The sequence below is a fragment of the Streptomyces sp. SM1 genome (genome assembly GCF_002910825.1).
In the GTDB taxonomy this organism is placed as follows: domain Bacteria; phylum Actinomycetota; class Actinomycetes; order Streptomycetales; family Streptomycetaceae; genus Streptomyces; species Streptomyces okerensis.
This window is the reverse complement of the sequence record NZ_NEUB01000978.1, coordinates 1-4,618: the sequence shown is the minus strand read 5'-3', so window position 1 is coordinate 4,618 and position 4,618 is coordinate 1. Positions and strand designations below refer to the sequence as shown.

4 protein-coding genes, 1 pseudogene and 1 riboswitch are annotated in these 4,618 nt (G+C 72.8%); of the genes and pseudogenes, 3 read left to right on the top strand and 2 right to left on the bottom strand.

The features are described 5' to 3' along the window. Positions 1-254 precede the first annotated feature (254 nt). Both B9S61_RS34380 and B9S61_RS34375 read right to left on the bottom strand, forming a co-directional pair. Positions 255-1,382 carry an alpha/beta hydrolase gene (locus B9S61_RS34380; RefSeq protein WP_181007661.1) on the bottom strand — a complete coding sequence of 376 codons (1,128 nt, stop codon included), beginning with the start codon at positions 1,380-1,382 and terminating at the stop codon, positions 255-257. A 116-nt stretch (positions 1,383-1,498) separates the two neighbouring features. Further along, positions 1,499-2,317 (bottom strand): class II aldolase/adducin family protein, encoded by an 819-nt coding sequence (locus B9S61_RS34375; protein ID WP_103545681.1) that lies wholly within the window; start codon positions 2,315-2,317, stop codon positions 1,499-1,501. Between the two features lie 156 nt (positions 2,318-2,473). On the opposite strand from B9S61_RS34375, the gene B9S61_RS34370 reads away from it, so the two are divergent. From B9S61_RS34370 to B9S61_RS34360, 3 genes and pseudogenes are all read left to right on the top strand, one after another. Then, on the top strand, positions 2,474-3,718 hold the full coding sequence (locus B9S61_RS34370; RefSeq protein WP_103545680.1) for an inorganic phosphate transporter: 1,245 nt from the start codon (positions 2,474-2,476) through the stop codon (positions 3,716-3,718). Between the two features lie 31 nt (positions 3,719-3,749). Next, positions 3,750-3,971, top strand: coding sequence for a hypothetical protein (locus B9S61_RS34365; RefSeq protein ID WP_103545679.1), 222 nt, complete (start codon positions 3,750-3,752; stop codon positions 3,969-3,971). Between the two features lie 196 nt (positions 3,972-4,167). Then, a riboswitch (cobalamin riboswitch) is annotated at positions 4,168-4,311 on the top strand. A gap of 118 nt (positions 4,312-4,429) precedes the next feature. Then, positions 4,430-4,618 (top strand): annotated as a pseudogene (locus tag B9S61_RS34360) (cobalamin biosynthesis protein); the annotation flags it as partial.

Here is a 4,618-nt window from a genome sequence, read left to right as displayed (position 1 = left end):
ATGATCCTGGCCGCGCTCCAGTCGATCCCCGACGAGCTGTACGAGGCGGCCAGGGGTCGCGGGCGGACGAGTCGAAGCCTGGAGTCGCGCGGGATACGGGACGTCACGGGTGCAGTCTCGCGGTTGACGGTCCGAAAACCCAAACGGAATGCCGACGGGGGCGCGGGGACGCCCCGCGCCCCGGCCCCGGAGGCGGTCGGAGGGAGGGAATCAGGCCAGTGGTTCGAGGCTAAACGGAATTCTCGGCACCGGCTTCACATCAAGGGGGTGAGGAAGCGCCGCAGGGCCTCTTCGTAGGCCTCCTGGTCGACGTTCCACATGGCGGCGTGGGGAGCGCCCCTGACGGTGTGCAGGGTGACGGTGTTCGGGTGGGCCGCGGCGAGGCGGCGGGAGAACCGCCAGGGAGCCACCTTGTCGTCGGGGCCGTGGAAGATGTGGGTGGGGACGCCGACCCGGTCCAGGTGGACGGCGCCGGGACTGCGCTCGCCGTACAGGCCCGTGCGGCCCTGGGCGGCGCGGACGGCGAGCGGCAGCAGCGCGCCCGGGGTGCGGTGGGCCGCGGCGAGGGCGCGCAGGGTCGCCTCCCAGTTGAGGACGGGCGAGTCGAGGACGAGACCGGCGATGTGTTCGCGCATCTCGGAGCGGGCCGCTGCGCGCAGTGCCATGGTGGCGCCGCTGGACCAGCCGTAGAGGACCACCTGCCGGGCGCCGGAGCTCACCGCGTGGCGCAGTACCGCGTCGAGATCGCGCCACTCGGTCTCGCCGAGGTGGTTCAGGCGGTCGGGGGAGGCCGGTGCGCCGGGGTCGCCCCGGTAGGCGGGGGCGAGCACCGGGAAGCGGTGGCGGTGCAGGAACTCCATGAGGTTCATGGTGTGTTCCCGGGTGGTGCCGAGACCGTGGACGGCGATCACCCAGGTGTCCCGGACGCCCGGCACGGACCAGACGGGCAGCGGGCCGAGCTCCCCGGGCACCCCGAGGCCGGTGTGGTCCAGGCCGAGGGCGGTGCCGGGGTCGCCGACGTGGAGGTTCGGGGTGAACCAGGCGCGGTCGCCGGGCTCCGGGGTGCCGTACGTGACGCGTTCCAGCCGGCGTACGACGGTGTCGGCGGAGACCGGGGCGCCGGGCAGTACGGGGCCGACGACCGCGTGGAAGCCGTCACCGGTGAGGCCGTGACGGCCGGGCCGCAGGGCGGCGAGGTCGCGGGTGAGGGTCACCTGGCCGGCTGCGGTGGCGTGGACGGTGAGCCGGGGTTCGGTGGGCAGGGGGCCGCCCGGTGGGATCCTGAGGGCGGCATCGCTGGCGAACCGGCCGGCGGCCACTGCGGCGGCGCCGGCGCCTATCACGGCGGTGACGGCAGCGGCCGTCGCTCTGACAGTGCGCACGCTTTCCAGTGTCATGTCGGAACGGGTACCCGGCCAGTGGGCGGGGCTGCGGGGGCGCTGCCGGGGGGCTGGGCAGCCTACGGTTCGGTCCGGCTGATTCTCGTCGGCCCCGGCCGTCACGGGCCGCTTCGAGTGGGGGGTTTCTCCGCCCCCGCCGCCCCTTCCCGTCCCGTCCCCGGGGGCTCCGCCCCCGGACCCCCGTTCGCGCAGTTCCCCGCGCCCCTGGGGTGTTGGCCGTAGTTCTGCAGGCGTTCTTCTGCCTGTGCCAGTTGGTCCGTGGTCAGGAGGTGGGGGGAGAGGCCCGGGACCGAGGACGCGGTCAGCCAGAGTCTGCACATCCACTCGAGCTGGGCCGTGCGGTCGTAGGCCTGGTCGAGGGATGCGCCGTGGGTGAGCGTGCCGTGGTTCTGCAGCAGGCAGCCGGTGCGGCCCTCGAGGGCGCGGAGCATGTTCCGGGCCAGCTCCTCGGTGCCGTACGTCGCGTAGCGGGCGACCCGGACGGGGCCGCCGAGCGCCGCGGCCATGTAGTGGATCAGCGGCAGTTCGTCGACGAGCGCGGAGACGGCCGTGGCGTGGACGGCGTGCGTGTGCACGACGGCGCTCGCGCCGGTGGTGCGGTAGACCGCGAGATGCAGGGGCAGCTCGCTGGTGGGGACCAGGGTGCCGAGCACCTGGCGGCCGGCGAGGTCGACCCCGGTCACGTCGTCCGCCGTGAGCCGGCCGTACGGCACTCCCGACGGCGTGACCAGCACCGTTTCGCCGATCCGCACCGAGACATTGCCGGAGGTACCGACCACCAGTCCGTCGGCGACGGTCCGGCGCGCGGCCTCGACGAGTTCCGTCCAGGCGCGCGCCTCCTCCGCGGACACCCGCCGGCCCGCGCCGGGGCCCCCGGCGCCCTCCGTCTCCCGCCCGTCCCGCGTCTGTTCGGCCATGCCGTGATCCTGCCAGGCGGACAGCCCGGCATGGGCCGACCGGCGGAGCGACAGCCCCCTCTTACGGTCACCACGACGCCTGTTCCAGTTCACCTTCCGTTCACCCTGGTTACCTACGTTCGACCAGCCAATGACCTCGAACGATTGCCTGGGTAAATGGAAAGCTTCTCGCTGATCCTCGCGATTGTGGTGGTAACCGCACTCGCGTTCGATTTCACGAACGGTTTCCACGACACCGCGAACGCGATGGCAACGACCATTTCGACCGGTGCGCTGAGGCCCAAGGTCGCGGTGGCCATGTCCGCCGTGCTGAACCTCGTGGGCGCATTTCTCTCGGTGGAGGTCGCCAACACGATCTCCAAGGGCCTCGTCGACGAGGCCGGCATCCGTCCCGAGGTCATTTTCGCCGCTCTGGTCGGCGCGATCCTCTGGAACCTCCTGACCTGGCTGGTCGGCCTGCCGTCCAGCTCCTCGCACGCCCTCATGGGCGGTCTGATCGGCGCCACCGTCGCCTCCGCCGGCTTCGGCGCGGTGCACGGCGACGTCCTCGTCACCAAGGTGCTGATCCCCGCGATCGCCGCCCCGCTGGTGGCCGGCCTCGCCGCGATGTTCGCGACCCGGCTGACCTACCGCATGGGCAAGAGGGCCGACGGCAAGTCCGCCGAGAAGGGCTACCGCGCCGGGCAGATCGCCTCCGCCGGCCTGGTCTCCGTGGCCCACGGCACCAACGACGCCCAGAAGACGATGGGCATCATCACCCTGGCCCTGGTCGCCGGCGGGGCCGTCGCCCCCGACTCCGACCCGCCCATGTGGGTCATCCTCTCCGCGGGCATCGCCATCGCGCTGGGCACCTACCTCGGCGGCTGGCGCATCATCCGCACCATGGGCAAGGGCCTGACCGACCTCCAGCCGCAGCAGGGCTTCGCCGCCCAGACCAGCGCCGCGACGGTCATCCTCGCCTCCTCGCACCTCGGTTTCTCCCTCTCCACCACGCATTCCGTCTCCGGTTCCGTGATGGGTGCGGGCCTGGGCCGCAAGGGCGGCGTCGTCCGCTGGTCGACCGCCACCCGGATGTTCGTCGCGTGGGGCCTGACGCTGCCGGCGGCGGCCTTCGTCGCGGCCGTCGCCGAGTGGGTCTGTGGCTTCGGCAGCTGGGGCACCGCCGCCGTGGCCGTCTTCCTGGTCGCCTCCAGCGCCGCGATCTGGAAGATCTCCCGGCGTGAGGTCGTCGACCACACCAACGTCAACGACGACGAGGTACCGGGCGAGGAGCCGTCCGGCGTCGTGACGCAGGCGATGGCCGCGGTGACCCCGCCCCCGGCGGGCGCCGTGACCGGCGATCTCGCGGCCACGATCCCGGCCCCCGCCGACCCGGCACCACCGGCCAAGACCACCGTCTGACCGCGCCCCGGAACGAAGGAAGAAGAACACCATGAGCATCGACTGGGTGGCCCTCGGCTCCGTCTTCGGCGTCAGCCTCGTCGTGACGGTGGCCCTGGTGGGCCTGTTCACCCTCGGCATCAGCGGTCTGTCCCACCGCGAGCGGGCCGCCGCGCAGGGGCAGTCCGCGGGCCTGGCGGTCACCGGCGCCTACGCCTGCTTCGCCGCGTGCGCGGCGGCGGTGGCGTACGGGCTCTACCTGATCATGGCCTGAGTACGGACCCGGCATGATCCGAGACCGCCCCGGTCGTTTCCCGGGCGCGGATCGTCTCCGTCCGACGGGCGGTGCGGGAGCTCACGGCTCCCGCACCGCCCGTCGGCGTGTGCGTGCCGGCCCGCGGTTCACCCGCCTGAGCCCCTCTGTGGGCCTCAGCACACTTCAGCCTCGCAGGTCAACGGCAAGTTGACGGCCCTTCGGGGGCCGTGGTGGACTGCCTCAGCCAATACGGCGGCAGAAGAGGAAGCCGGTGCGATTCCGGCGCGGTCCCGCCACTGTCACCGGGGTGGAACATCCCCGGGAGCCAGGAACTCTCGCCGCCGGTCTCGTCGAGCCAGGGCGTGGACACCCTGAGTGAGGACATATCGCCATGCGCGGCAGCCTGCTGAGGTCGACCAGCGACATCCCACCCCGTCTCGGGGCCTTTCCCTCCGGATCCGTCACCGGCTGAACCCGTGGGTACCGATCGTGTGTTCGCGTACGGTGCCGCCGCCGGCCTCCTCGGCGACCTGCTGCTCGGCGATCCCCGCCGTGGGCACCCGGTCGCCGCTTTCGGGCGGGCCGCGGCTGCCGTGGAACGGGTGCTGTGGCGGGACGACCGGGGACGGGGCGCGGTGCACACCGCCGTGTGCGTCGGCTCGGCC

What these genes read in the sequence shown, in the direction of transcription:
- B9S61_RS34375 (WP_103545681.1), bottom strand. Translation starts at nt 2,317, where the DNA reads ATGGCCGAACAGACGCGGGACGGGCGGGAGACGGAGGGCGCCGGGGGC.
- B9S61_RS34365 (WP_103545679.1), top strand. Translation starts at nt 3,750, where the DNA reads ATGAGCATCGACTGGGTGGCCCTCGGCTCCGTCTTCGGCGTCAGCCTC.
- B9S61_RS34370 (WP_103545680.1), top strand. Translation starts at nt 2,474, where the DNA reads ATGGAAAGCTTCTCGCTGATCCTCGCGATTGTGGTGGTAACCGCACTC.